Source organism: Chloroflexota bacterium (assembly GCA_023475225.1).
In the GTDB taxonomy this organism is placed as follows: domain Bacteria; phylum Chloroflexota; class UBA6077; order FW602-bin22; family JAMCVK01; genus JAMCVK01.
In genome coordinates this window covers 17,009-41,723 of record JAMCVK010000048.1, presented here as the reverse complement: position 1 = coordinate 41,723, position 24,715 = coordinate 17,009, and the positions used below count along the sequence as shown (strand labels likewise).

General features: G+C 51.8%; 28 protein-coding genes. 20 read left to right on the top strand and 8 right to left on the bottom strand.

The window, feature by feature from the left end; genetic code table 11:
• Nucleotides 1–17 precede the first annotated feature (17 nt).
• The 4 genes from M1136_12290 to holA all read left to right on the top strand — a co-directional run bounded on the left by M1136_12290 (nt 18) and on the right by holA (nt 3,215).
• Nucleotides 18–923, top strand: coding sequence for a fused MFS/spermidine synthase (locus tag M1136_12290; GenBank protein MCL5076403.1), 906 nt, complete (start codon nt 18–20; stop codon nt 921–923).
• Between the two features lie 16 nt (nt 924–939).
• Nucleotides 940–1,317 carry an adenosylmethionine decarboxylase gene (gene speD / locus M1136_12285; protein MCL5076402.1) on the top strand — a complete coding sequence of 126 codons (378 nt, stop codon included), beginning with the start codon at nt 940–942 and terminating at the stop codon, nt 1,315–1,317.
• 89 nt (nt 1,318–1,406) lie between these two features.
• Nucleotides 1,407–2,204 (top strand): agmatinase, encoded by a 798-nt coding sequence (gene speB / locus M1136_12280; GenBank protein ID MCL5076401.1) that lies wholly within the window; start codon nt 1,407–1,409, stop codon nt 2,202–2,204.
• A gap of 18 nt (nt 2,205–2,222) precedes the next feature.
• Entirely contained in the window at nt 2,223–3,215 is a 993-nt protein-coding gene (gene holA / locus M1136_12275) for a DNA polymerase III subunit delta (protein MCL5076400.1), read from the top strand.
• A 23-nt stretch (nt 3,216–3,238) separates the two neighbouring features.
• On the opposite strand, the gene lexA is transcribed toward holA, so the two are convergent.
• A complete protein-coding gene (lexA, locus tag M1136_12270; protein MCL5076399.1) occupies nt 3,239–3,880 on the bottom strand; it encodes a transcriptional repressor LexA in 642 nt (213 codons plus the stop codon).
• Nucleotides 3,881–4,142: 262 nt separating this feature from the next.
• Between lexA and M1136_12265 the strand changes: the two genes are divergently transcribed.
• From M1136_12265 to dtd, 14 genes are all read left to right on the top strand, one after another.
• On the top strand, nt 4,143–4,415 hold the full coding sequence (locus tag M1136_12265; GenBank protein MCL5076398.1) for an AtpZ/AtpI family protein: 273 nt from the start codon (nt 4,143–4,145) through the stop codon (nt 4,413–4,415).
• A complete protein-coding gene (atpB, locus tag M1136_12260; protein ID MCL5076397.1) occupies nt 4,415–5,278 on the top strand; it encodes a F0F1 ATP synthase subunit A in 864 nt (287 codons plus the stop codon). The genes M1136_12265 and atpB overlap by 1 nt, the downstream gene beginning before the upstream one ends.
• A gap of 93 nt (nt 5,279–5,371) precedes the next feature.
• Entirely contained in the window at nt 5,372–5,566 is a 195-nt protein-coding gene (gene atpE, locus M1136_12255; protein MCL5076396.1) for an ATP synthase F0 subunit C, read from the top strand.
• Nucleotides 5,567–5,616: 50 nt separating this feature from the next.
• Nucleotides 5,617–6,126, top strand: a complete 510-nt coding sequence (gene atpF / locus M1136_12250) for a F0F1 ATP synthase subunit B (protein MCL5076395.1) — start codon at nt 5,617–5,619, stop codon at nt 6,124–6,126.
• 71 nt (nt 6,127–6,197) lie between these two features.
• Nucleotides 6,198–6,725 carry an ATP synthase F1 subunit delta gene (gene atpH / locus M1136_12245; protein MCL5076394.1) on the top strand — a complete coding sequence of 176 codons (528 nt, stop codon included), beginning with the start codon at nt 6,198–6,200 and terminating at the stop codon, nt 6,723–6,725.
• 63 nt (nt 6,726–6,788) lie between these two features.
• Nucleotides 6,789–8,297, top strand: coding sequence for a F0F1 ATP synthase subunit alpha (gene atpA, locus M1136_12240; protein ID MCL5076393.1), 1,509 nt, complete (start codon nt 6,789–6,791; stop codon nt 8,295–8,297).
• Between the two features lie 15 nt (nt 8,298–8,312).
• Entirely contained in the window at nt 8,313–9,170 is an 858-nt protein-coding gene (atpG, locus tag M1136_12235) for an ATP synthase F1 subunit gamma (protein ID MCL5076392.1), read from the top strand.
• Nucleotides 9,171–9,251: 81 nt separating this feature from the next.
• A complete protein-coding gene (gene atpD, locus M1136_12230; GenBank protein MCL5076391.1) occupies nt 9,252–10,640 on the top strand; it encodes a F0F1 ATP synthase subunit beta in 1,389 nt (462 codons plus the stop codon).
• A 4-nt stretch (nt 10,641–10,644) separates the two neighbouring features.
• Nucleotides 10,645–11,061 carry a F0F1 ATP synthase subunit epsilon gene (locus M1136_12225; GenBank protein MCL5076390.1) on the top strand — a complete coding sequence of 139 codons (417 nt, stop codon included), beginning with the start codon at nt 10,645–10,647 and terminating at the stop codon, nt 11,059–11,061.
• A gap of 110 nt (nt 11,062–11,171) precedes the next feature.
• Nucleotides 11,172–12,425, top strand: a complete 1,254-nt coding sequence (murA, locus tag M1136_12220; GenBank protein MCL5076389.1) for a UDP-N-acetylglucosamine 1-carboxyvinyltransferase — start codon at nt 11,172–11,174, stop codon at nt 12,423–12,425.
• Nucleotides 12,426–12,508: 83 nt separating this feature from the next.
• Complete coding sequence (locus tag M1136_12215) at nt 12,509–13,519, top strand: rod shape-determining protein (GenBank protein ID MCL5076388.1); 1,011 nt, start codon at nt 12,509–12,511, stop codon at nt 13,517–13,519.
• Between the two features lie 101 nt (nt 13,520–13,620).
• Nucleotides 13,621–15,177 carry a bifunctional phosphoribosylaminoimidazolecarboxamide formyltransferase/IMP cyclohydrolase gene (gene purH / locus M1136_12210; protein MCL5076387.1) on the top strand — a complete coding sequence of 519 codons (1,557 nt, stop codon included), beginning with the start codon at nt 13,621–13,623 and terminating at the stop codon, nt 15,175–15,177.
• A gap of 23 nt (nt 15,178–15,200) precedes the next feature.
• The gene (locus M1136_12205; protein ID MCL5076386.1) at nt 15,201–15,470 is read left to right on the top strand and encodes a zinc ribbon domain-containing protein; all 270 of its coding nucleotides are present in this window, start codon (nt 15,201–15,203) and stop codon (nt 15,468–15,470) included.
• Complete coding sequence (dtd, locus tag M1136_12200; GenBank protein ID MCL5076385.1) at nt 15,471–15,908, top strand: D-aminoacyl-tRNA deacylase; 438 nt, start codon at nt 15,471–15,473, stop codon at nt 15,906–15,908. It abuts the gene before it with no gap.
• On the opposite strand, the gene M1136_12195 is transcribed toward dtd, so the two are convergent.
• From M1136_12195 to M1136_12165, 7 genes are all read right to left on the bottom strand, one after another.
• The gene (locus M1136_12195) at nt 15,905–17,104 is read right to left on the bottom strand and encodes a hypothetical protein (GenBank protein ID MCL5076384.1); all 1,200 of its coding nucleotides are present in this window, start codon (nt 17,102–17,104) and stop codon (nt 15,905–15,907) included. The two genes, dtd and M1136_12195, sit on opposite strands and share 4 nt — an antisense overlap.
• Nucleotides 17,105–17,107: 3 nt before the next feature.
• The gene (locus tag M1136_12190; GenBank protein MCL5076383.1) at nt 17,108–17,698 is read right to left on the bottom strand and encodes an SH3 domain-containing protein; all 591 of its coding nucleotides are present in this window, start codon (nt 17,696–17,698) and stop codon (nt 17,108–17,110) included.
• A 226-nt stretch (nt 17,699–17,924) separates the two neighbouring features.
• Entirely contained in the window at nt 17,925–19,340 is a 1,416-nt protein-coding gene (locus M1136_12185) for a penicillin-binding transpeptidase domain-containing protein (GenBank protein ID MCL5076382.1), read from the bottom strand.
• A complete protein-coding gene (locus tag M1136_12180) occupies nt 19,337–20,482 on the bottom strand; it encodes an FtsW/RodA/SpoVE family cell cycle protein (protein ID MCL5076381.1) in 1,146 nt (381 codons plus the stop codon). Before M1136_12180 ends, M1136_12185 begins: the two co-directional genes overlap by 4 nt.
• A gap of 130 nt (nt 20,483–20,612) precedes the next feature.
• Nucleotides 20,613–21,473 (bottom strand): S-methyl-5'-thioadenosine phosphorylase, encoded by an 861-nt coding sequence (gene mtnP, locus M1136_12175; protein MCL5076380.1) that lies wholly within the window; start codon nt 21,471–21,473, stop codon nt 20,613–20,615.
• A gap of 41 nt (nt 21,474–21,514) precedes the next feature.
• Nucleotides 21,515–21,952 carry an FHA domain-containing protein gene (locus tag M1136_12170; GenBank protein ID MCL5076379.1) on the bottom strand — a complete coding sequence of 146 codons (438 nt, stop codon included), beginning with the start codon at nt 21,950–21,952 and terminating at the stop codon, nt 21,515–21,517.
• On the bottom strand, nt 21,949–22,725 hold the full coding sequence (locus tag M1136_12165; protein ID MCL5076378.1) for a DUF3662 and FHA domain-containing protein: 777 nt from the start codon (nt 22,723–22,725) through the stop codon (nt 21,949–21,951). Before M1136_12165 ends, M1136_12170 begins: the two co-directional genes overlap by 4 nt.
• A 282-nt stretch (nt 22,726–23,007) precedes the next feature.
• Between M1136_12165 and M1136_12160 the strand changes: the two genes are divergently transcribed.
• A complete protein-coding gene (locus M1136_12160; protein ID MCL5076377.1) occupies nt 23,008–23,244 on the top strand; it encodes an Lrp/AsnC ligand binding domain-containing protein in 237 nt (78 codons plus the stop codon).
• 118 nt (nt 23,245–23,362) lie between these two features.
• Nucleotides 23,363–24,706 (top strand): MFS transporter, encoded by a 1,344-nt coding sequence (locus tag M1136_12155; protein ID MCL5076376.1) that lies wholly within the window; start codon nt 23,363–23,365, stop codon nt 24,704–24,706.
• Nucleotides 24,707–24,715 lie beyond the last annotated feature (9 nt).

The following is a 24,715-nucleotide window of genomic DNA, read 5'->3' as shown; positions in this document are numbered from 1 at the left end:
GATAGGATGGCTCGGTGATGGAAAAATGGAAGACATTCGTCAAGCGGCGGGGAGAAGAGGGCAGATTCCGCATTGAAAATGTCCTGTATGGTGGGCAGACAAGATTCCAATTCATCGAAGTGTTGGACACAACTCCTTACGGATTGAGTCTATTTCTTGATGAAAAGCTTCAATCCGCTGAGTTAGACGAATTCATTTATCATGAGGCTCTGGTCCATCCCTCTCTAGTCACTCATCCGAACCCTCAAACAGTGTTGATCGCTGGAGGAGCAGAGGGGGCAACCCTGCGTGAGGTGCTTAAACATAGTACGGTGCGTAGAGCAGTTATGGTCGATATAGATGAGGAGGCAGTTCGAATTTGCCAAGAGTATTTACCCTCATGGAGTAAGGGGGCGTTTCAAGACCGGCGTGTGGAATTATTACATCTGGATGCCCGAAGATACCTGGAAGATACACGAGAGGTATTCGATGTGATCATCGTTGATGTGACCGATCCCATCGCCGGTGGTCCTTCCTGTTTGCTGTTCACCAAAGAGTTTTATCAGCTTGCCTACGATCGCCTGGGCGATGACGGTTTACTAGCTACCCAGGCAGAATGCATTAATCTTAATGATCTAGATTACTATCTGGCAATCGTCAATACCCTAAGGAGCGTATTCCCAATCATTTTCCCCTACCAGGCCGGCATTCCCTCCTATGGTGAAACCTGGGGCTTCGTCTCGGCTTCTAAACGATATAACCCAGCTGATCTTACAAAAGAGATGACGGACCATATCCTACAGGAGCGGCGTTGCCTTGATCTTCGCTATTACGATGGTCTTACGCATTATTCGCTTTCCTTCCTACCAAAATATTTAAGACAAAAATTGCAGGAATGCCAGCACATAATAACCAACCAAAATCCTCTTGTTATCGCAGATTGAGCTAAGGAGTGGATAAGTGCACCTCGTGCTCGATGGTCGCGGTGGCGACTACCAGAAGCTACAGGATTTAACCTTAATCTATAACATTCTTGAAGAGCTCCCAGGTCTGATCGGGATGACTAAGATTATGCCCCCTTATGTGTTCAGGTATGAAGGGACAAGAGTAGAAGATGGGGGCATTTCTGGCTTTGTATTGATCGCTGAGAGCCATATTAGCATCCATACCTTCCCGGAACGTCACCTGGTCAACATGGACGTCTTCTCTTGCAAGGAGTTTGACCCGGAGAAGATGATCAATTACATCCAAGGAAAATTCGGCCTACAAGAAGTGGAAAGGTATATCTTAAGAAGAGGATTGGAATATCTTGAGCCTCTCTCAACCACGATAGAGTGAAGAAAGAATATTTTTATCCTCCACGAGTCTTTGCATCCCTACCCCCTGAGTACTGCGCTTTTGACAAGGCTAAGGTTGTCATCTTGCCAGTGCCCTATGACAGCACTATCTCTAATACGCCGGGGACTCGCGCTGGACCACAAGCGATAATTGACGCCTCTCAAGATTTAGAACATTATGATAGTGATCTGGGGAGAGAGATTGGTCAAGTGGGCATTCATACTCTCCCCGAACTGAAGCCCCTTATGGGCGGCCCCAGGCAGATGATCGAGAGGATAGAACAGGTAGTCACCGAGCTGGCCGAGCAGGACAAAATGGTCGCCATGCTCGGGGGGGAGCATACCATCACCATCGGAGCGGTGGCGGCGCTCAGTCGGCGATATCAGCCACTGAGCGTTCTCCAGCTTGACGCCCACGCCGATCTACGCGACGAATACTTAGGTAGTCGTTATACCCATGCCTCAGTGATGCGCCGTGTTCTGGCCCACTGTCCTATTGTTCAGGTAGGTCTGCGCAGCCTAAGCAAAGAGGAAGCCGCTTTTCTGGCGGCCGGTAGGGCTAAACCCCTTTTTATGGAGGAGATTCACCAGGCGGCCGACTGGATCTCAAAGGTGGTCTCGAGCTTGGGAGAGAACGTCTATGTGACCATCGATCTAGATGTACTTGATCCATCGATTATGCCCGCCGTGGGTTTATCAGAACCGGACGGCCTCACCTGGCGGCAGGTGCTTGCGCTTTTACAGGCTGTGGCACAGAATAGAAAGGTGGTCGGCTTCGACGTGGTGGAGCTATGCCCAAGTCAAGGTCCGAAGTCCTGCGCCTTCCTTGCGGCTAAGTTGATCTACAAATTTATTGGCTATACACAGACGGTTGTGCTATCAAGTTAAGGCGATGAGATCGGTATAATGATCTATATCTTACGCGATGATCCCCTTGGTTGGGAACGGATCGATCAGATCAAGCAGCGGTTTTCAGATAGAAGCCTACTTGATCTGAATACAACCACCTTCGATGGTCGGAAGGTCTCCCTGGCTGATCTGGTTGACGCTTGTGAGTCTTTGCCATTCTTAGCTGAAAAGCGTCTGGTCTTAGTTAAAGGACTCCTCTCTCGATTCGAGACTAGGGTCGGGCCGAGCAATGGGGGGGAAAGGAGGCGCGGCACCAGCTCCGAGTTGGAGAGGGGATTCGCCGAGTATATTTCCAAGATGCCCGAAACAACCGACCTTGTCCTCATAGAGGAAAGCGATATCGGAGGGAACAGTGCTTTATGGAAAGCGGTTGAAGAAGCTGGTGGGCATATTGGACGTTTTAAACCGTTAAGCGAAGAGGAGTTATACAGATGGATCACTGAGCGGGTGAGTTATAAAGGGGGTCGCATCAGTGCCTTAGCTGTCCAACAGCTGGCCATCTTCGTTGGGCATGATCTTCGCTTGCTTGCTAATGAGATTGATAAATTGATTGCCTATGCTGGTATGAATGAGATCGGCGAGGATGATGTTCTTCTCCTCAGCAGTGATGCGAGGAGGGTTAGTGTATTCAAGATGGTGGATGCATTGGGTCAGCGGGATAGAAAAACATCTTTACGGGTGCTTCACGAGCTTCTCGCTCACGGCGAAGCTCCGGCGTACCTTCTCGTTATGATCACCCGCCAATTCAGGCTGTTGATTCAGGTAAAGGAGCTCGTTCAAGCAGGCATTTCAGTTGATGATATCGGAAAACGATTACATCTAACCTCTTTCATTAACAAGAAGCTTATTGATCAGGCAAGAAAGTTCACTATGCCCCAATTGGAGAGAATCTATCAACGGCTAGTTGAAGTGGACACATTCCTAAAGAGGGGAAGGCTGGAGCCTACTACGGCTCTTGACCTCCTCATCGTGGATCTGTCCAGGCAATGAGGCTGCTATCCTCAGGGAGGAGACTACAGTCTCCGGATGACAGCAACCACCTTACCTTGCACAATAAGATTATCCGGCTTGACGTAGAGCGGAGCCATAGTGTGGTTGGCGGGCTGGAGACGGATTCGGTCTTTCTCCCAATATATGCGCTTCAACGTGGCCTGTCCTTCTCCTCCGGGACTGTCCATCAAAAGGGTAACGACGATATCGCCATTCTCGGCCGTCTGTTGAGGGCGTACTACTACAAGATCGCCGTCATCAATGAGGTCTTCAATCATCGACTTGCCCTTCACTCGGAGGGCGTAGGCTCCTTCAGGGACAAGGTCACGGGTGAGCAACACTTGTTCAGCATGCTCTGGAAGAGCTTCGATCGGTTCGCCGGCGGCTATACGTCCTACTATGGGCACGTTGATCAATGCAGAGGGGAGATGCTTGGCTGAGTCGGTTATAAAGCTGATCCCACGGGATATCTCTGGGTCTCGGCGAATATAGCCCTTGCGCTCAAGTATATTGAGGTTGTAGTCCACCGCTGATGTAGAAGAGATACCGATGGCGTCCCCAATCTCACGGATGGTGGGCGGATATCCATTTTCCGCAAGGAAATCCCTGATAAAGTCGAGTATGCGCTGTTGTCGTGTTGATAAGGGGGATGTAAATGTGCTCATTTTTTACCTCACCCTCTTGATTGATAGATTATCTGCCAGTATTTAGAACAAAAGTTCTACAAATATTATAATACGAACAGGCGTTCATAGCAAGCTTTATTTTGGTGTTTTTTAGAGGGATATAACGTCGGGCCATGAGCATTAGTCGGGCTCGTATATCGGATGCAGGGTAGTATCGCCCCTTAATTGGCTTAAGGCGGTCAATTTGCCCGTGATAGACAAATATGCTATACTTGGGCATAACAATTGATAGGGGAAAACAGTGAAACGGGATATGCGCCCTTGGGCGTTGGTAACGCAGTTGGGCGTATCTATGTCTCTATCAATTGTTTCAGGCCTGGTGGCTGGTATCTGGATCGATAATAAGCTGGGGACAGCACCTCTCGCCACCTTAATCTGTTCCTTGATTGGTATAGCTGTGGGAACATTCAGCGTTTATCGTTTGGTAGTATCATCTATTTACTCTGCTGAGGAACGAGACGTTGATAAAAAGCGACGCCATAGTGACCGGTCCTCAAGAGGGGAGAACGATTAGTGCCGCACGTCTCAAATCGTAATAAGAAACTGATGCTGATCTTTCTTATCGCCTCCCTCTTCGTCGGAGGCTTGTTTATGCCTCATAGGATGGCCCAAGTTCATCTACCAGCTGAACGTGTATTTATAGTGTACGGCTTTCCGGTGACAAATACTATGCTGGCCTCTTGGTTAAGCATGCTCATTTTAGTGGGGCTCTCTTTTGCCGTAACTCGCAATATGCGCATTGTACCGAGCGGGTTGCAAAATCTAGTGGAGTTCGTTGTAGAAACTATGCTCAACCTAGTGGAGAGCGTGGCTGGCCCAGAGAATGGACGGCGCTTCTTCCCCTTAGTAGCGACCATCTTCCTTTTTATCATTACTTCCAACTGGCTGGGACTGTTCCCTGGATTCGGCACTATCGGCTTTTGGGAGGTGGGCGAACGTGACCAGGCCACCTTCGTTCCTCTTCTCCGCTCGGCTAATACCGACTTGAACATGACCCTAGCTTTAGCCATAGTATCTGTAGCTGCTACCCAGTATTTTGGTATCCGGATGGTTGGCTTCTTTCGCTATACCAGCCGTTTCATCAACTTCGGTGGTCGAGGCATTATGGACCGCGTCGTTAATGCCTTTGTTGGTCTCCTCGAGTTGGTCAGCGAGCTGGCTAAGCTGGTCTCTTTCAGCTTCCGCTTGTTTGGTAATATCTTTGCGGGAGAGGTGCTTCTGGCAGTAATGGTTTTTCTCATACCGTTGGTTGCTTCCCTCCCGTTTATGGCCTTGGAGCTGTTTGTTGGCTTCATTCAAGCGTTCATCTTCGCTGTGCTCACCCTGGTTTTCCTGACCATCGCTACGGCTCAGCACGAGGGGGCCGGCGGAGGCTGAGCTGGGATGGCGCTTTTTAAAAAATGGCCGACGTTCGGCAGAAGGAGGACAGTCCGAGTGGATAAGGAAAGTATCAGGTTACTGGCCACCGCGATGGCGATCGCCATTGGGGCGATTGGTCCGGCTATGGGCATCGGTCACCTTGTAGGTAAGGCTATGGAGGCGCTGGGGCGAAACCCAGAGGCAGAACCGGCTATCCGCCTGAATATGATTCTGGGCATCGCCTTCACCGAGGCTATCGCTATTTATGCTTTGGTTGTCGCTCTGATCATCAAATTTGTTTCCTAGACAGAGGTCTTTCTGCCTATAATCTTGCATGATATTGGAAGGAGATCCATTTGGGGGCGTTAGGGGCTTTAGGCATCGACTCACCAGTCTTGATCGCCCAGGCTATCAATTTCGTCTTGCTGCTCGCTCTGGCCTATATTTTCCTGTATAAACCTATTCTAAAGGTGCTTGATAGACGCTCAGCCCATATCAGGATGAGCATGGAGCGTGTGGAGCATATTAAAGAAGAGGCAGAGCGTATAAAGAAAGAGCACGCTGCTCAGATGGAGCAGTCGCGCCGTGAAGGGCAGGCGATCATCGCTCAAGCTACGGAGGCAGCAGAACGCATAAGGCGTGAGGCGCAGGCTCAATCTCAGGCGCAAGCAGAGGAGTTTCTGGCCAGGGCACGAGCCCAGATCGAGAGAGAAAGACAGAAAGCGATCGTTGACTTGCATGCTCAGATCGCTGATCTCGCTATCCTGGCTGCAAGCAAGGTGGTGAGACGCACACTGGACACCTCCACCCATGCGCAGCTGATCGAAGAGGTCTTAGCTGAGACCGAAGAGTTACATCTCAGTTAGGTTTGTGTGCTGTGCGCATCAGAATATGCTGAGAAACTGGTTCATTATACCGGCTTTGGGGATAAAAACCGATGCGTGTAGGAACTGTGGGGCGGCGGTACGCCCGGGCGATTTTTGACCTGGCCTTGGAGAAGGGCGACTTCGATAAGTGGTTGGCCGATCTACAGACTATCTGCAATCTCTTGCGAGATGCGGAGATCGGTTCTTTCCTGGCTAACCCAGAAGTATCCTTTACTGAGAAAAAGGAAGTGGTTGATACAGCCCTGCCAGGACTGGAACAGACGAGGCGCAACTTCGTTTATCTCCTCTTTGAGAAACGGAGGATTGGGGAGATAGAGGTGATCGTTGAAGAGTTTCAGCGTCTGATTAACCAACAACGAGGTCTGGAAATAGCTCAGGTCACGACGGCGATACCTCTCAGTGAGACGATGGCTGCTGCGGTAGCCCGCTCGTTGAGCGAGCTGACCGGCAAGCAAATAGTCCTTAGCTGCACGGTCGATCCAGGTATTATCGGTGGAATCATTGCTAAGATTGGGGATCGCTTGCTCGATGGCAGCGTGGTGGGGAGATTGGAGTCCTTAAGGAAACAGCTGAGTTAAGTAATTATCAGCCTACTGCAAAACTGGTTTAGAGTAGACCTCTTGAGGGGAGCGTTAAGTGTTATGGTAATCAGGGCAGAGGAGATCAGTTCTATATTAAAACGGCAGATCGAGAGCTTCGCCGAGACTGTAACGGCGGTCAATGTCGGAACAGTCGTTGAGGTCGGTGATGGAATCGCGCGCATTTATGGATTATCGGGAGTGATGGCCAGCGAGCTCATTGAGTTTCAGAATGGGGTGATGGGACTTGCCTTGAACCTGGAGGAGGAAATGGTCGGGGCGATCATCTTGGGCCCCGATGTGGATATCCGGGAGGGAGAAGAGGTGCGCTGTACAGGGCGCATCGCTGAGGTACCTGTAGGTGAGGAGCTCTATGGCCGGGTGGTGGATCCCTTGGGCGAACCTATCGATAGCAAAGGCCCGCTTATGGCTAAGAAGACGCGTCCCATAGAACGAATCGCCCCCAACGTAGTTATGCGGGAGCCTGTCAGCGTGCCTTTGCTAAGCGGAATTAAAGCCATCGACTCGATGATTCCTATTGGCCGGGGACAGCGTGAATTGATCATCGGTGATCGGCAAACAGGTAAAAGTGCCATTGCCATCGATACCATCATCAACCAGAGGAAAGGCGGTGTATTTTGCGTTTATGTAGCCATCGGTCAGAAGATTTCAAACGTTGCTCAAGTGGTGGCTACTTTGGAGGAATACGGTGCTATGGATCACACGGTGGTCGTCTCCGCAGCAGCGAGCGACCCAGCAGCCTTGCAGTACCTGGCTCCTTACGCTGGTTGTGCGATAGCTGAGGAGGTAATGGAACAGGGGGGTGACGCCTTAATCGTCTACGATGATCTATCCAAGCATGCTTGGGCTTATCGTCAGATATCTCTGCTGCTGCGGCGTCCACCTGGACGGGAAGCCTATCCTGGTGACATCTTCTACCTGCACTCACGCCTGCTTGAGCGGGCAGCTAAACTAAGTAAGGAGTATGGCGGTGGCAGTATGACTGCCTTGCCCATCATCGAGACCCAGGCCAATGATGTGTCGGCATACATTCCCACTAACGTTATCTCCATCACTGATGGCCAAATATATTTGGAGTCAGACCTTTTCTACGCTGGCATTCGTCCGGCCCTGAATGTGGGTCTGTCAGTCTCTCGGGTCGGGGGCAAGGCTCAGACCAAAGCGGTGAGGAACGTAGCAGGGAGACTTAAACTGGATTTTGCCCAATATCGCGAGCTGGCTGCCTTTGCCCAATTTAGTACTGAGCTTGATAAGGCTACAAAGGACCAACTTGACCGTGGAGCGAGGATCCAGGAGATCTTCAAACAACCTCTCCATAATCCCTTACCTTTAGAGAAACAGGTGATGATCATCTTCGCCGTCACTAATGGTTATCTTGACGATATTCCCTTGGAGCAGGTCAAGAAGTTTGAAGCGGAACTTTTCCGTTATTTAGACGCTACTCACCCTGAGATCGGCCAGGATATCGCCGAGACCAGAGACCTGAGCGACCAGACGATTGAACGTCTGAAAGCAGCTATCATTGAGTTCAAACAGGGCTTTACTTACTAGTTACAGGGGGAAGCGTTGGCCACCATACGACAGATTCGACGTCGCATTCGGAGCGTTAAGAATACGGCCCAGATAACGAGGGCTATGGAGCTGGTTGCTGCTTCAAAGATGCGGCGAGCTCAGGCTATGGTGCTTGCCTCACGCCCTTACTCTGAGAAGATGTATGAGTTATTATCGCATGTGGCCAGCGTAACTCCTGAGGAGGAAGCCCCACATCCGCTGCTTCAAAGGCGTCCCATTAATCGTGCCGCACTCATTATGATTACCTCTAATCGAGGCCTTTGTGGCGGTCTGAACAGTAATATCATTCGCCAGGTGGCCAGCTATCTGCTTGAACGGGAGAGGCCTGTTGACCTGGTCACTGTCGGCCGTAAGGGACGAGACTGGATGGCCCGGCACGGGCAGAGCATCATCGCTGATTTCAGTCAACTTGGTGATCGCCCCACACTGGTCGATACTCGCCCTATCGCTTCTCTTATCATCGAAGGATTCGTGGCTGGTGAGTTTGATGAGGTGCAGCTGTTCTATACACAGTTTGTATCCACCCTCATCCAGCGGCCGGTGACGCGCCAGATTCTGCCCATCGAGCCATCCCCAAAAATTGAGAGGCGTTATTTAGAATATATTTATGAGCCTGATCCACAGGCAGTTTTGGCTCATTTGCTACCGCGCTTTGTGGAGGTGCAGGTGTATCAGGCTGTTCTGGAGGCTATCGCTAGTGAGCATAGTGCCAGAATGGTGGCTATGCGCAACGCAACTGAGAATGCCCACGAGATGGTTGCAGAATTGACGCTTATTTATAATCGCACTCGCCAGGCAACCATAACTAAAGAGATCATAGAGATAGTGTCTGGGGCGGAAGCCCTTCGCTAGCCTAAGAGCGGCCTCGCTACCTCACATATAGAGGGGGTGAGCGATTTCGTTCTGATGCAGTAGTTGAATAGGGAGGAGCTAGTGGCTGTAGGTAAAGTAATAAGGATCGTTGGTCCAGTAGTGGATGTAGAGTTCCCGCCGGGCCAATTACCTGAAATATATAATGCTTTGGAAGTGTCCAAAGACGGCTCCAAGTTAGTTATAGAGGCCGAACAGCATTTAGGGAACAATTGGGTACGCTGCATTGCGATGTCTAGCACCGACGGGCTACGGCGTGGTGTAGAGGTGCTGGATACAGGGAAGCCTATAACCGTGCCTGTTGGCCGGGCGACCCTAGGACGTCTCTTTAATCTTCTAGGCGAACCGATTGATGAACTTGGTACAGTGGAGACGGAGAAGCACTATCCAATACATCGATCTCCTCCGCCTTTCGAAGAGCAAGAAACGAGGGCGCAGGTGTTTGAGACCGGCCTCAAGGTCATCGACTTGGTGGCCACTTTTACTAAAGGCGGCAAGATAGGCATCTATGGCGGAGCCGGCGTGGGTAAGACGGTCATCATCCAAGAGATGATTCGTAATATAGCTACCGAACACGGAGGTTTCAGCGTCTTCGCCGGCGTTGGTGAAAGATCTCGTGAGGGGAATGACCTCTGGCTGGAGATGAAAGAATCTGGTGTCCTCGGGAAAACAGTTCTCGTTTTTGGGCAAATGAATGAGCCCCCAGGTGCCCGTTTGCGCGTCGGATTGGCTGGGTTAGCGATGGCCGAATACTTTCGCGATGAGGAGGGAAGCGATATCCTCCTGTTCATCGATAACATCTTCCGCTTCACCCTGGCTGGTTGTGAGGTCTCTGCGCTCCTCGGACGTATGCCCTCAGCTGTGGGTTACCAGCCCACCCTGGCCACAGAAATGGGGGAGTTGCAAGAACGGATCACTTCGACGAAGAGGGGTTCGATCACCTCCGTCCAGGCCATCTACGTGCCGGCTGATGATTATACGGATCCGGCCGTAGCGACAACCTTCGCTCACCTGGATGCCATCGTTTCGCTCGATCGGGGTATCGCTGAGCTGGGGCTTTACCCAGCGGTGGATCCTCTGGCCTCCAGTTCACGCATCCTTGAGCCGCGCATCGTCGGAGAGGAACACTATGAAGTAGCACGTGGCGTCCAGCGGGTGTTGCAACGTTATAAGGATCTTCAGGATATCATTGCCATCTTGGGCATCGATGAACTCTCTGAAGAGGATAAGCTGACCGTCGCCCGTGCCCGTAAGATCCAGCGTTTTCTCTCACAACCGATGTTTGTCGCCGAGGCATTCACGGGTCGGACAGGTAAATATGTTCCCTTGAAAGAGACTATTCGCGGTTTCAAAGAGATCCTGGCGGGTGAACATGACGACTTACCAGAGCAAGCCTTCTATATGGTTGGCACGATCGGTGAGGCCCTGGAGCAAGCGCAAAAGATGAGATAAGTCCGTGGCTAAGATAAAGCTAGAGATAGTCACAGCTGAACGCCTAGTCTTCAGTGATGAGGTGGATGCAGTCATTGCTCCAGGTGTAGAGGGGCAGTTGGGTATCTTGCCCCATCATGCGCCCCTTCTCACTGCACTCCAAACTGGCGAGCTGCGGGTGAGGAAGGGTGATGAGGAGGTTCTGATGGCCGTCAGCGGTGGGTTTATGGAGGTGCGCCAGGATAAGGTGATCATCCTGGCCGATACCGCTGAACGAGCTGAGGAAATTGATGTGGCCAGGGCGGAAGCGGCTCGACAACGCGCCTTGGCGGTCCTGGCTGAGAAGAGAAGTGCGCAGGATATAGCTCAATCTGAGGCAGCCCTGCGGCGCTCTCTTATACGCCTAAAGATAGCTGAGCGCCGGCGGAAGCGCCAACGGTAGGAGTCTGAGAGGGGCGCCTTTATATCTGGATGAATCCAGCTATAAAGGCAGTGAAAAGATCCCGGATAGAACTAATTCTGAGCAGGCTACCTATTGGGGGGATGACAGAGATGGGAAGGATGTTGGTTAGCGGACGGTGCCGTTTGGCAGGGGAGGTGTCTGTTAGTGGCTCCAAGAATGCAGCGCTGCCGATTTTGGCCGCAGCGCTCTTAACTGATGAGGAGTGTGTGTTTGAGAACGTACCCTGTATTGGTGATGTACAGACGATGTTAGAATTGTTGGCCAGGCTTGGCTGCGCGGTTGAATTCGATGTAGCTGAGCACCGGGTGAAGATCTGTGCTAGGAATGTCCAGGAGTGCACAGCTCCGGCTGATCTAGTTACAAAGATGCGGGCCTCATTTTTGGTTACAGGGCCATTACTGGCCCGCTTCGGACGATCAATGGCACCCCATCCAGGTGGTTGTGCCATTGGTGTTCGTCCCAAAAATGTGGATGTGAAGGGCTTCGCCGCCATGGGTGCTAGTATCGATTATGTTGATGGGAATTATCTATTCAAAGCAAAGTCATTGGGTGGTACCAGTTTGTATCTCGATTATCCCAGTCACACAGGGACGGAGAATCTGCTTATGGCCGCTAGTCTGGCAAAGGGGAAGACTATCATTAAGAACGCTTGTGTGGAACCTGAGGTTGTCGCCCTGGCCGACTGTCTCAAAGCTATGGGAGCCAAGGTTGAGGGAGCGGGGAGTTATCTGGCCAAGGTGGAGGGGGTTGGGCGCCTGCACGGTGCACATTATCGCATGATACCAGACAGATTAGAGGCAGGTACTTTTGCGATCGCGGCGGCCCTCACCTATGGCGAGGTATTGCTCCGTGATGTTGACGTTTCACACCTAGACCCACTTACCCACAAGCTGAGGGAGGTTGGTATCACTGTAGAAGAGGGTGAGGATACCTACCTGGTCAGGGGCACTGGACATCGCGAAGCAGTCGAGGTTCAGACGCTGCACTATCCAGGATTTCCTACCGATTTACAAGCGCTATTTGCCGTATTGCTTACCCAGGCTAAGGGCACTAGTTTTATCCATGAGAGGGTTTTTGATGACCGTCTTCAGTACGCCAGCCAATTGCGTAAGATGGGGGCGGAGATCACAGTGGAGGGACAACGGGCGACGATCAAAGGACCGACACTGCTTAAAGGGACAACTGTGCAAGCCTTGGATATACGTTCGGGCGCGGCCCTGATTCTGGCTGGGTTAGTGGCCGAGGGAAAAACAGAGATCCTTGAGGCCGATCACGTGGATCGTGGATACGAGAGGATTGATGAAAAGCTTAATGTCCTCGGGGCCCAAATTCAGAGGGTATAATGGGGAATATGCTGCACATAAAATATATAATATTAGACTGATTTTTCGTCCACAAAATAAGGGCCAGTGGTTGGGAGACGTTTATGTTTTCTAAACAGATTGGTATCGATTTGGGCACCGCTACAGTGCTTGTTTATGTGAGGGGCAAAGGTGTCGTCCTGAATGAACCCTCCGTTGTGGCCATCTCCAATACCGATAACCGTATCATGGCTGTTGGAGAAGCCGCCAAGGCGATGTTGGGCCGTACACCAGGGAGCATCACGGTTAGTCGTCCTATGCGTGATGGCGTTATCGCTGACTATGTGGTTACCGAGGCGATGTTACGTTACTTTATCGGTAAAGTCTGTGGGAAGCTGCGCCTCTTTCGTCCAGAAGTGATGGTTTGCATCCCGGCTGGAGTGACGAGCGTTGAGCAGCGCGCTGTTCATGATGCCACGCTCCAGGCTGGAGCCAAGGTAGCTTATCTCATCGAGGAGCCACTTGCCGCTGCTATCGGCGCTAATATACCGATTCATCTTCCCAATGGCAACATGGTGGTTGACATCGGTGGCGGCACAGCGGAGGCGGCCGTGATCTCGCTTAATGGCATCGTTGTTAGCTCCTCCGTACGTGTGGCCGGGAACAAAATGGAAACCATCACTTCTGGACGAAAGAGGCGCAAGTACAATTTGATGATAGGCGAGCGAATGGCTGAGGAGATAAAGATCCAAATAGGCAGCGCTCTTCCTTTAGAATCAGAACTAACAATGGAGGTGCGTGGTCGAGATCAGGTGGCTGGTCTGCCTAAGACCATCGTGGTAAACTCGGGCGAGATCAGGGAGGCCATATCCGAACCATTAGAGGCCATCATAGACGCTATCAAAAGCGTATTGGCAAAGACTCCACCGGAGTTGTCCTCCGACGTCATCGACAGAGGGCTAGTACTGACTGGAGGGGGTTCATTACTTCGGGGTATCGATCGTTTGATCACGAAGGAGACAGGAGTCCCAGCCTATATCGCTGACAATCCCATTGCTTGTGTGGCCATAGGCGCTGGCCTGGCCTTAGAAAGGCTCGAGGTTATAAGGAAGAATCTTCCCTCCGTCGAGGCATAAAGTTTTTCAAGTGATCGCGACATAGGTCGTTGGACAATAATGCACCAGCCCTTGGCCTCATTGTAGGGTTACTTGAGAAAGATGGTATAGGGAGAAGTATATTGAAAGTAATCATCAGCGTCTCAAATAAGAGTGGAATCGTTGAGTTCGCCAAGGAGTTACAGGAAATAGGGTGGCAGATTTACGCTACTGGGGGCACTATGGCTATGCTCGCCGCGGCTGACATCACTGTGCACAGCGTAAGCGATCTGACCGGTTTTCCAGAGATACTGGATGGGCGTGTTAAGACACTACATCCAGCTATCCATGGTGGTATCCTAGCCGAACGCGGTTCAGCCAGACATATGGCTCAACTGGTAGAGCACGGTTTCGCCGCAATTGATATGATTGTCGTAAATCTTTATCCTTTCGCAGAGACGGTCGAGCGTCCTGGGGTAAGCCTGGCCGAGGCGTTGGAGAACATTGATATTGGCGGGCCAACGCTTATCCGGGCCGCAGCCAAGAATTTCAAGGATGTCGTAGTTCTTGTTGACTCTGCTGATTATACCCTGGTCCTGAAGGAGCTCAAGGAGGGAGGGAATGTCGGCGAGCAGACTCGCCTCTCCTTGGCCGCCAAGGCGTTCCAGTATACAGCGGCTTACGACGCGCATATCGCTGATTACTTGCGGCCGGCCGATCCTCTGTTCCATCCCACTCTAACTATCGCCTTAGAAAAGATCCAGGATCTGCGCTATGGCGAGAATCCTCATCAACAGGCTGCCCTTTATGCTGATAGTCCACGTTATCATCACCTGGCTAGTGTTGCTGGTCTTTCTCAACTCCACGGTAAGGCGATGTCCTTTTGCAACCTTTTAGATGTGGATGCTGCACTCAATTGTGTGCGTGAGTACAGTACCACGGCCGTGGCCATCATCAAGCACGGTAACCCCTGCGGGCTAGCCTGTGGACAAGAGCTCCTTGATACTTATCAACGTGCTCATGCCGGAGATCCCATTTCTGCCTTCGGTGGCGCTATTGGAGCGAATCGTGTCGTAGACGTGGCTACAGCTCGTGAAATCCAGCAGACATTCTATGAGGATATCATCGCTCCTGGTTACGATGAGGAGGCGCTGACCGTTCTGAAGCAGAAAAAGGACCTGCGCATCACCCAGGCAGATTTCGCCGCCCTCGAAATCAGGGAGCGTAGGCCCTGTTCTTGGACCCAGTTTGACTTCAAGCGGGTCAGTGGTGGTTTCCTGGTTCAGACGCGGGATGAGGTGCGGGAAGATGATATCACTTTGGATGTGGTTAGTGAACGCGAGCCATCCTTAGCTGAACTTATGGATCTACTCTTTGCCTGGCGTGCCGTGAAGCACGTGCAGTCTAACGCCATCGTCCTGGCTAAACGGCTGGCATTGGTGGGGGTAGGAGCAGGACAGATGAGTCGGGTAGATAGCGTCGAGATAGCTGTGCGTAAAGCTGGGAGTCGCAGTGTAGGTAGCGTCCTTGCCTCTGACGCCTTCTTTCCCAAACCGGATGGTGTGGAAATCGCTGCCGCTGCAGGGGTTACTGCTATCATTCAGCCCGGAGGCTCGATTCGCGATGACGATATCGTTCGTGTCGTGAATAGACAGCACATGGCAATGGTCTTCACCGGCCGACGCCATTTCAAACATTAAGGATTCTATGGAGGGAGAAAACTATGCCTATCTACGAGTATGAATGTCTCTCTTGCGGCATTCATTTTGAGACTAAGCAGTCCGTGCAAGATGAGCCGATAAGAAGATGCCCTGAATGCAGTGGGTATACTCGGCGGGTATTGCACCCCGTGGGCATCGTTTTCAAGGGTTCCGGCTTCTATACGACGGATAATCGTGTCGGTGCATCAACGCCGAGCGATAATGGTAAGGGTGATAGATTGGGTGGGGATAAGAGTGAAGCGAAGGCGGCGGTGGAGAAGGACGACAAGTAGGTGCGGGCCCTAATTCAGCGCGTTCGTGAGGCTTCGGTTACCGTTGATGGAAAAGTGGTATCCCAGATCGGTCCCGGTCTGGTAGTTCTCCTTGGTATTGGGCACACTGACACTGAGGCTACGGCCAAGAAATTGGCTGAGAAAATATCCCATCTGCGGATTTTCCCCGACGCCTCCAGCAAGTTCAACCTCTCTGCCCTGGACGTATCTGCTGAGGTGCTAGTTATCTCCCAGTTCACCCTTTATGCCGATACCAAAAAGGGGCACCGTCCCAGCTTCACCGAGGCGGCTCCTGCTGGGTTAGCCAAACATCTGGTACAACGGGTAAGCGAGTTTCTCCAGGAAACTGGTCTCAGGGTCGCAAGTGGCCGGTTCCAGGCGTCAATGCTGGTCAAAATCCTTAATGATGGTCCGGTCACTATCATGCTGGAGGTCTAAGATGAGCCTTCTCGGGGAAGAGGCTGCTTGATCTTTGTGTCAAACTTGACGACCAATCTGGAGAAGCAGGTCTCTGTTTGATCCTCGTTGCTCTCATATGTAGCCTCTAAGATGGTCAAATCAATTCTAAGGTTGGCCGTTTCAAGGGTAGCCGTTGCTTTTTCTTGGACAGGTATAACCTGATCAACAGAACTCTTCTCTATCCAGGCAGAGAAGATATGCGGCTTCTCACTCTGCAGCCAGCGACTGACCAGGGCAATACTCTTCAGGGATTCTCCGCTTAAATAATCGTGCGCCCAGGCGGTGAAGGCGTAGTAGCGTCCGGGACTGGAGCGGCCGAATTTTGCGGCTGAGCTTAGACCACAGGCCCCAATCACCCTTCCTGATAAGCGGTCGATGACGGGGTGAATCTCATCGTAGGGGTCTTCTCCCATCTCATAGTGTGATTGAAATGAGAGAATTTTTTCTGGCCTTGATTGGGGCAATGGGCCGGTTCGAAGGCGGGTAGCTATGCGTGTTGCGGGCGCACTCCTCTCAAGTTTGATCCCACTCTCTTCTGACAACGGCTGTTCCGCCCGGTCACCCCACGGTTTCCCCTGGCGCTTTCGAGTCCCACCGAAGAAGGAACGGGACTCACGACTCCCAACGAACTTCGCCAAGAGGCTGCTGCCTACAGCCAGCGGTCGCCTGTCGCCGAGAGACCTGAAGCTCAAAATGGCCGTGATAACTAAGGCGCACATCAGGGCAAAGAGCATAATCGCTCGGATCAGGGCTGATAGCGGATCAGATCTTAGGGCGCTCTCCTTCTCTTGGCTAACATCCCTCTCCCCAGCAGCACTTGTAGGGGCAAGGTTTGTCTGTGTAAGGGCTGCTGCCAATTGGTGGAGGCTCGCTGCATCAGCTGTTTTTTGAGGATAGAGTTGCGGGTAAACGTTCGCCAGGGCAGCGACTGCGCCGGCCATATCCTTTTCACCGAGGACGGCTAAGCGCTCTCTGGCAAGTCCTATGTCCTTCTCTTGGTCGTAGAGGTTACTGACTAGGACAATGTATTCCTCGTTGAGGTATCCCTGTGGAGCTGGAGCTGGCCACAAGGCAACGATTAGGAAGCCAAGAACGAAGCTCAAAGAGAAAACGATCGAAGATAGTACTATCGCTTGTCTACCATTGGAAAGACCCCACCTTGGCCAACTCTCCACAGCTTATTCTCCAGGCGCGAGTAACTTGAAATATACATAACCAAACGAGTCCTTATATTTCACCTGATACCAACGGTTCTCGACTGAGTCTATCGCTTCTCCAGCGACGATCTGCAATACCTCTACTTTTTGACCATTTGGGATGATGCCCAAAATCGGGGCTTTGGTCGTCGGTTGAGTGCGCAGGTTAGCCGCTTCGCCAGTGGCCGTTCTTATCACACCTGATCCACTTATGGCGGGTGGCGTCGGTGAGGCGAAGACCACAGTTGGCGTGGCAGCTATTGGGGTTGGCGAAGCGGTTGGGGCAAGGACTCTCGGTGTCGGGCTAGCTTCGGCGCGTCGCGGCGAGGTCGGGGTTACCAACCCCACCCCACCGATAGTTGCGGCCAGTTGATGCAAACCCTCTGCCTGGCGTTGTTGCCTAATATCATCTGAGCGGCTGTAGCGCTCGGCCAGCTCCAGAATATGGGGGACGGCCGCAGCTCGGCCAAGGGGGGTCAACCGATCAACGATCAGACTGCGACTCGCTCCTTTGCTAAACAGAGTGCTCACCAGGGTCAAGTAGGTATCTTCATCTACAGTCTGGCTGACCAATGAGCGACAGCTCCTCGCGCCGACGAGCAACCCGGAAAGGAGCCCGAGGGCTGCTACTATAAGGAGGAGTGACAATAACCGGTTTCTATTGCCCATACTTGCTTGGCTGGTTTTCGATTGCATGAGGCTACACCTGTTGCCACTGATCTGGACCGTAGCCCATGGAGAACATCACCTATTGTAACATGAAAGTAGTGTTGGTGAGACGCTTTTCTGAAATTTCTTATTAGCGCATTATTTTTAGGGCAGCTTCGATCACCTGCCGTCCTGAGGGGGTGGCCTCGGTGGATCCCCCACCGGCATACTCTTTGATAACAGCCACAGCAATTTGGGGCTTATCAGCGGGGGCGAAGCCAATAAACCAGGCGTGCGTAGGTAAACCTGGTATGACCTCAGCTGAACCGGTTTTGCCGGCTACTGCTACATCAGGAATGCGCGCTGGCTTGGCCCATCCCTCCTCTACGCTGATAATCATCGCTTGCTTTACCGCCTCAGCGGTCTGTTCACTTATCACCTTTCGCCACGTTTTCGGATTAGCTGTATATAATATGCGTCCATCAGGACTTTGCACCCGGGCTACCAGGTAGGGCTGAGGTGTCAAGCCGCCATTGGCTATCGTAGCTGCTATCAAGGCCATCTCCAGAGGTGTCGCTTGCAATTGTCCTTGTCCAAAAGCGGTGGAGGCTAGGGCGGGTCTGCTCCGTAAGAAGTCGGGCGTGCTCATGATCTGGCTGGCTGCGGTAGGTATCTCCAGAGGAATTATGGACCCAAAACCGAAAGCACGAGCATAAGCGCTGAGACGGTCAGCGCCGAGAGCCAAACCGATCCGAGCGAAAGACACATTGCAGGAGTAAGCATAGGCATGGAACAGGTCAAATCTCGTTATTCCGGGGTGATTGTCATCACGGATGGGGAAGCCGTCGACGATAAAGACCCCAGTGGCATCGGTGAAAGTATCTGATGGCTTTACTGTGCCTGTCTCGAGAGCGGCTGATAGGGTCACTGTTTTAAATGTAGAACCTGGGGTATAAAGCCCCTGAGTAGCCCTGTTTAGAAGAGGCTGATCCGGATCTTCTCGCAACTTAGACCAATCGTGTTCCAGAGTATTGGGATCGAAGTAGGGGTGACTGGCCAGGGCCAAAATCGCGCCCGAGCGAGGGTCAAGAGCAACAATTGCCCCTTTTCGTTGCCCTAGAGCAGCCTCGGCTATTTTTTGTAGCCTGCTATCGATGGTCAAGACGACATCTGATCCAGTGGTTGGACGATGGAAAAGGTCGTTTTTGAGGGAGGTGGTGAGATCCAGACCTGTTGCTCCCCGCAGGTATTTGTCGAAACTCTTCTCTATATTAGAATCACCATAGCGGAACGAGTGATAGCCTGTCACGTGAACCAGCCAGGGTTGGGGATAGATGCGCCTTGCTCCTTCGGGGGTGAGCTCGGTCTTAGCTAACTCAATCCCATTTCGGTCCAGGATGCGGCCACGCTTGGTCTGTTTCTCCCCTTCCAATAGGCGATAGCGGTTTATTTCTATATTGTTTGTCAGTTCTGCGGCCCTAATCACCTGCCAGTAGCCCAGGTCTAGACCGACTATGGTGAAAAAGAGTACGAATAGCAGTGCCAATCCTCTGATATTCTGCTTCATTGTCCCTTTGACTCGTGCGAAATACGTAAAAGTAGCCCGATAACGATAAAGTTGGCCACCATACTACTACCACCGTAGCTAACGAAGGGAAGTGTGATCCCGGTCAAGGGGAGCAGCCCAAGGTTACCACTGATGATCACCAGGGATTGGATGGCAATGATGGTGGTAAGTCCTGCGGCCAATAGTTGGTCAAAGCTGTGCGGGGAGCTCAACGCCGTGCGGAAACCACGATAGATCAAGAGAAGGTAAAGAGAGACTATTGCTATAGTGCCGCTCAGGCCGAGCTCCTCACCGATAGCAGCGAGGGGGAAATCGGTGTGAACGGCGGGAATGATATCGGGGTGCCCCCAATTTAGCCCTACTCCAAAGAGGCCGCCGCTAGCGAAGGCTACCAGCGATTGCACCACTTGATACGAGGCTCCCCCGGGATCTCTCCAGGGGTTCAGCCAAATATCAACGCGACCTTGTACGTGAGGAGAGAGGTGATAGGCGATATAGGCAGCTATCAAGAAAAGAATTAGCCCACCCCAGACGTAGGTTCCTCTCGAACTGGCAACGTAGAGCATAGCCAGGAAAATGCCAAACAAGAGGAAGGTCGCCCCCAAGTCTTTCTGGCCGACGAGTAGGATGATCGAGAGTCCCCACATAGTCAGGAGAGGTCCCAAATAGGGTAAGGGAGGTAAACGTAGAAATCCTATTCGGTAGACATCAAAGGCTAGTAGTTCGCGCTTATCATCGAGATAGGCAGCCAGAAAAATGACTAACAGCACCTTTAGGATCTCCGACGGCTGGAAATATATTCCGGCGAAGCTAAACCAAAGTCGTGTTCCCGTGTGGCTGGGATCTGTGCCCAGGAGAAGGGTCAAAGCGACAAGAAACAGGCCTAAGATGGCCCAGGTGTATTTATAGCGCTTAAGCCAGAGGAGATCTCTAGGAAAAGCTATCACCCCACTCATAATACCTATCCCTGACGCGATCCAGATGACTTGTTTTAGCAAAAGGTTGGGCTCTAAGCGCGAGACTATAGTCAATCCTAAGGCGCAGAGCATAGCCACGATGGGTAATAAGAGTTGATCACCGTGAAAGCAACGTAGAGTCAGCCAAATCCACAGGCCAAGGAACAGCCCTACAAACGTTATCATAGGCAAGAAGTCTCCGCTAGCTAGTCCTTTGTGGCGAACCAGGGCTACGTTAGCCAGTCCGAAAGCCAGGACAACGTATGCAGCAAGCAGTAGGCTGAATTCCCTTAAACATAGAGCCCTAAGCATGGAATTAAAAATACTTACCCAAGAGGGGCTTGAGGTCCTCCCTTAATTTGGCTGGAATCCTATCTCGCTGGGTTATTATGGTATTTTCCAAAGCGCTGGCACAGGGGCATTTCCGTTCTCTTGACAGGAAGGGTACAACGGATTTGATTATGCGTTGGGCCATCGCAGCATTGCGTCCTAGGTTTTCTACGACCATTTCAATGGTGACTGGAGCCTCGGTTTCGTGCCAAACATCGTAGTCGGTTACCATGGCGAGGGTAGCGTAGCAGATCTCTGCCTCACGTGCCAGCTTGGCCTCCGGAATAGCAGTCATTCCGATGATATCTATGCCCCACTGGCGATAGATGCGTGACTCGGCCTTAGTCGAAAATTGGGGCCCTTCGATGCAAAGAAGGGTACCCCCTTTGTGCACAGTTGCCCCATTATCTACAGCAGCGGCGTAGAGGGTGTTGCTCAATACGGGGCAAAATGGTTCAGCGAAGCCGATATGCACGACGATGCTGGAATCAAAGAAGGTATTAAGGCGTGTTTTTGTTCGGTCAAAGAGCTGGTCTGGTATGACGATATCAAGCGGTGCGATCTCTTCCTTCATGCTCCCAACGGCGCTCACAGAGATGATTTGTTCTACCCCCAGTAACTTTAAGGCGTAGATGTTGGCCCGAGCATTTAGGTTCGTTGGACTGATATAGTGTCCTCGGCCGTGACGAGGTAAAAAGGCTATCCTTTTCCCCATGATGGTGCCGATGGTTATAGCATCGCTTGGCTCACCGAATGGTGTTGAGAGGTATGCCTCTTCAATATCCGTTAGTTCCCCCATTTGATATAGCCCACTGCCGCCGATAACGGCGATGGAAACGCTCTCCATATCCTCTTACCTCCTGAATTGAAGGTTAGGAGTAAGTCCTCCTATTCGGTGAATTTCAGGATTACCCGTCCTATTTGGACAATATCGCCCGCTTTTAGTTGTACCTTCTCCTGAATGCGCTGTCGATTTACAAATGTGCCATTCGTACTGCCCAGGTCTGCCAACCACCACGCTTCGTTATGCTGAGCGAGCAGGGCATGCTGGCCAGAGACGAAACTATCAGCCAGCACGATCACATTATTGGGATCTCGTCCGATGCTCGTCACCGGTCGCAGATGAAAAACCTGTCCGGTGGATAGGTTACTCTCATTCCCCTCAATCACTGCCAATTGCCCAAGGGCGGAGCTCGCTTCGGTTGCCTCAGTCAGGGAGGCAGCACGTAGATCACGTAGGATCAGTAATATTAAAATAAGAAGGAAAAGGTATAAAGTTAACATAAAGCCGAGGCGAAGGAGGAAAAGCCCTATTTCGGTATTCAACCTTCATCGTCCTTCAAGGCGAGATGAAAGACCAACTCTGTATCACCCAGGCGAAGGTGGTCACCATCGGCTAAAATGGTCTCTTTGATACGCTGCCCATTAGTGTAGGTGCCGTTGGTGCTCTGCAAATCGTGTAGTGTGAATCGACCGGCTTTAGCTCTGATCTCAGCGTGGTAGCGGGAAACCCGCTGGTCCTCGAGGGTAAGGTTGTTATCGAGTCCTCGTCCAATAGTAACCGTAGGTTTGTCGATAGGGAGATGGATGCCCTTGGCACTGCCTGAGGCGATAACGAGCACTGCCTTTAGAGGTATGGGCTTGGTGAGATCTTTAACTGGGATGGATGGCAACCGCTGTGTCTGGTCGAGCCGAACCGCCAATTCTTTAGTAGCTGACTGATCGCTGACTGGATCAATCATTCTAGTTATGACGCGGATCTGAGAGTGTCCCAATCCGACATCAGGTTGTATCTTCACCGTGAGCTGGCCGATGATAGTGAAGTTTCTTTCTCCGGCTACCTCCTTAAGATAATCGGACAACTCCCTTTCCATCGAATGCTGTATTGACTGGTACGATCTGAAGTCTTCTGGGCAAAGTAGAATTTCATATTCGTTGGGGACGAAGGTTTTACCAGCACCGATGGTTCGCTCTGCCTCCATTGCCCGGGCCAGCCGCTTGGCCAGCTCCACCGGTTGCAAGTGACTCTTCAGCATGCGCGCAAAGGAGCCCTCCATCAAATTTTCGATGAACTCCTCAAACCGTGTTAGAGCTCCCATGCCCAGTCTCCCCGCTTAGATTACAGGCATTCAGAGTTAAGACACCTCCATTATAATTACCATTCTATCCAGGGTCAACGCGCTTGACCCGCCAGGTCTATCCGGAACCCCTTGTAGTTACTTTGCCCTCCAAGGAGATGGTACAGGTAAAGAGGAATCATTTGCCTCCGGTATAAGACCCATATGAGCAGCAAGGCTGATGTGGTATACTGCGATTAGAGGGATTGGGTGAGGTGATTGATCGTTGGCCCAATTCTTTAGCGAAGTAGAAGGAGGACAAGTATGGCGAAGGCATACGTTTTGATCAACGTCGATGTAGGTAAGGCTGCTTCTGTTGTGAACCAACTGCGCAGCATAGCGGGCATCAGCGGGGCAGATGTGGTCGCCGGGCCGTACGACATCGTGGCCACCATCCAAGCCGAGGATTCCAATGCCATTGGCCGGCTTATAATGAATCAGGTACACGGCCTCGATGGACTAAAGAGCACACTCACCTTGATGGTGATGGTTGTAGCCTGAGGGTCGTGACCAGGCCACCCTCGTCTCGATCCGGAATAGAACCCGCGGAGTGCATGCGTCCACCTAGTAGGGCAAGGTTGCATGTTGTTGTAATCCATCCTGAGGTGGAGAGCCATATTTGTCGGGGCTACTCTACCTTGAAGGGGTGTTGCATATCTTTGTTCCTCTCCATACCAAACTACGAGAAGCGGTAAGGAACGGGGTGGCGATAAAGAAGCTCGCCTTTTCAGATTACATCAGCATCAGTATTTACTGGTTCGCCTTAGCCTTCCTCTGGAATAGCCTCCACCCAATTATTCTACCGATAAGGGTGTTAGATTTTGCCCCCCAGGCCTTACAAGGCACCTACTTGGGGATGATGACCTTCAGCGGTCTGATGCTGGCTATGCTTGTCCAGCCTCTGGTAGGAGCGATCAGCGACCACACAACCTCTTCCTGGGGACGCCGCCGCCCTTACGTCTTCCTGGGTACACTGCTGGATCTGCTTTTTCTCACCGCCGTGGTGATTTCGGGCAATTATTGGTTCCTCTTCGTAAGCTACTTACTATTGCAACTTTCGTCCAATACGGCCCACGGCGCTTATCAGGGACTTATCCCCGACCTTGTTCCTCCCCAGAGAAGGGGGATAGCTGTTGGGGTGAAGAACCTCGCTGAGATGGTCGGTACCATAGCGGCGGTGAAGGTGGCCAGCTTTTTCATCGATCAAGGACAAGTTTGGCTGGCGGTGGTTTCGATCATGGCCGTGCTCTTGGGGACGATGCTTGTTACCGTCCTTACTGTCCAAGAAGAGCCCCTGCCGGCGACGGCGAAAGTGCCATTGCTTCCGACAATAAGAGATACGTTCAAGGTGGACATTCGTCGCTATCCCGACTTCGTCTGGCTCCTTGTTTCCCGCTTCTTCATTTTGATTAGCGCTACAGCCGTGCAGAGTTTCTTCCTCTACTTCATCAAGGATGTGCTCCAGGTCCCAAACCCGGCTAGCGTTACAGCCGATTTAATGATAGTTGTCGTTATCAGTCTTCTGGTTATCGTCTATCCGGCCGGGTATCTAGCGGATAGACTGGGGTGTAAATTCCTCCTCGTAATCTCCGGAGTGGGAGGGATGGTGGCCATGTTGTTGATGCTTCTCGCCCATGATTATAGCTACGTCCTAGCCTGTGGAGGGATTTTCGGCAGTTCTTTGGGTATCTTCCTTACTGCAAACTGGGCTCTCATCATCAAGTTGATTCCTTTAGGGGAGAGCGCTCGCTACCTAGGAATCTCTAACATCGCCACAGCCGGAGCGGCCGCCTTGTCTCGTCTGGCCGGACCATTGATCGATTTTTTCAATGCGCAGCAACCGAATCAGGGATACACGGTCTTATTCCTTGGTGGGGCTATCTGTTTTCTGATAGGCACGATCCTTTTGGTTAAGGTTCGTGAGGTCAGAGCATCTGAGTCGAGTGGCCTTTGGGGAAGATAAGATGACCGC

What these genes read in the sequence shown, in the direction of transcription:
- atpE (MCL5076396.1), top strand. Translation starts at nt 5,372, where the DNA reads ATGGCGATCGCCATTGGGGCGATTGGTCCGGCTATGGGCATCGGTCAC.
- mtnP (MCL5076380.1), bottom strand. Translation starts at nt 21,473, where the DNA reads ATGGAGAGCGTTTCCATCGCCGTTATCGGCGGCAGTGGGCTATATCAA.
- M1136_12180 (MCL5076381.1), bottom strand. Translation starts at nt 20,482, where the DNA reads ATGATAACGTTTGTAGGGCTGTTCCTTGGCCTGTGGATTTGGCTGACT.
- atpH (MCL5076394.1), top strand. Translation starts at nt 6,198, where the DNA reads ATGCGTGTAGGAACTGTGGGGCGGCGGTACGCCCGGGCGATTTTTGAC.
- M1136_12290 (MCL5076403.1), top strand. Translation starts at nt 18, where the DNA reads ATGGAAAAATGGAAGACATTCGTCAAGCGGCGGGGAGAAGAGGGCAGA.
- lexA (MCL5076399.1), bottom strand. Translation starts at nt 3,880, where the DNA reads ATGAGCACATTTACATCCCCCTTATCAACACGACAACAGCGCATACTC.
- holA (MCL5076400.1), top strand. Translation starts at nt 2,223, where the DNA reads ATGATCTATATCTTACGCGATGATCCCCTTGGTTGGGAACGGATCGAT.
- M1136_12165 (MCL5076378.1), bottom strand. Translation starts at nt 22,725, where the DNA reads ATGGGAGCTCTAACACGGTTTGAGGAGTTCATCGAAAATTTGATGGAG.
- M1136_12160 (MCL5076377.1), top strand. Translation starts at nt 23,008, where the DNA reads ATGGCGAAGGCATACGTTTTGATCAACGTCGATGTAGGTAAGGCTGCT.
- M1136_12205 (MCL5076386.1), top strand. Translation starts at nt 15,201, where the DNA reads ATGCCTATCTACGAGTATGAATGTCTCTCTTGCGGCATTCATTTTGAG.
- atpA (MCL5076393.1), top strand. Translation starts at nt 6,789, where the DNA reads ATGGTAATCAGGGCAGAGGAGATCAGTTCTATATTAAAACGGCAGATC.
- M1136_12185 (MCL5076382.1), bottom strand. Translation starts at nt 19,340, where the DNA reads ATGAAGCAGAATATCAGAGGATTGGCACTGCTATTCGTACTCTTTTTC.
- murA (MCL5076389.1), top strand. Translation starts at nt 11,172, where the DNA reads ATGGGAAGGATGTTGGTTAGCGGACGGTGCCGTTTGGCAGGGGAGGTG.
- M1136_12215 (MCL5076388.1), top strand. Translation starts at nt 12,509, where the DNA reads ATGTTTTCTAAACAGATTGGTATCGATTTGGGCACCGCTACAGTGCTT.